Source organism: Alloprevotella tannerae ATCC 51259 (assembly GCF_000159995.1).
Lineage (GTDB): Bacteria > Bacteroidota > Bacteroidia > Bacteroidales > Bacteroidaceae > Alloprevotella > Alloprevotella tannerae.
The window spans coordinates 382,233-382,940 of record NZ_GG700642.1; the positions used below are offsets into that span (position 1 = coordinate 382,233).

1 protein-coding gene and 1 pseudogene are annotated in these 708 nt (G+C 37.6%); both read right to left on the minus strand.

Features of this window, described 5'->3' with window-relative positions; genetic code table 11:
• Positions 1-159 (minus strand): annotated as a pseudogene (locus GCWU000325_RS12645) (IS982 family transposase); the annotation flags it as partial.
• Positions 160-377: 218 nt separating this feature from the next.
• On the minus strand, positions 378-708 hold a 331-nt coding region (locus GCWU000325_RS01610), incomplete at its 5' end, for an IS982 family transposase (protein WP_006254204.1).

The window sequence follows — 708 nt, forward strand, 5'->3', positions numbered from 1 at the left end:
TTCTGCATCGCTCATTCTTCCCTTTCTATTGCGAGTTTTAGGGGTGTTTGGAGAGGGGTTTGAAAGCGAAAGTGCTTTTTTGTTCAATTCTAACTCATATTCTTTGCAGAAATCATCTGCAATACAATAAATTTCCGTAACTTTGCTGACAAGTTTCATGGAGGATTGTTTTTTTGTTATCTGTTTGGTTATCAACAACAAATATACGAAAAATAATCCTCCTTTTGGGCTTTTATTGAAACTATTTTAAGACAAAAACAAGCCTTGCTTATCCCGAATTGGGGTTATTTATAACATAACATTAAATGGCACAGCTGTCATCCTTGTGACGTTTCATATTCATATAGACGTTGTAGATTAACGTGAGTTCGACGAATTCAGAACAAAGTAAGCTGTGTATCAATGGTCCTTTGTACATTGATGCATGGCTTCTTTGGGAACAAGCAATAGGCAGCAATGGCACCTAATAAGTTGACGATGAAATTGTCAAAGCATCTATGCCTGGAGTGCTCCACTTGTGCAATGTTCTTAAGTTCATCATTCACCGTTTCTATAATGGCTCTTTTTCTGAGTAAAAGTCTGTCTGAAACACTCATTAAGGCTCCTTTCATGTTACTTTTCAATTTGGTAATAAGTTGTATTCCGTCAACGAGAAGCCTTTGGAAGAGGTTCTTGCTGATGTAGCCCCTGTCACCGAACAGCTTACCT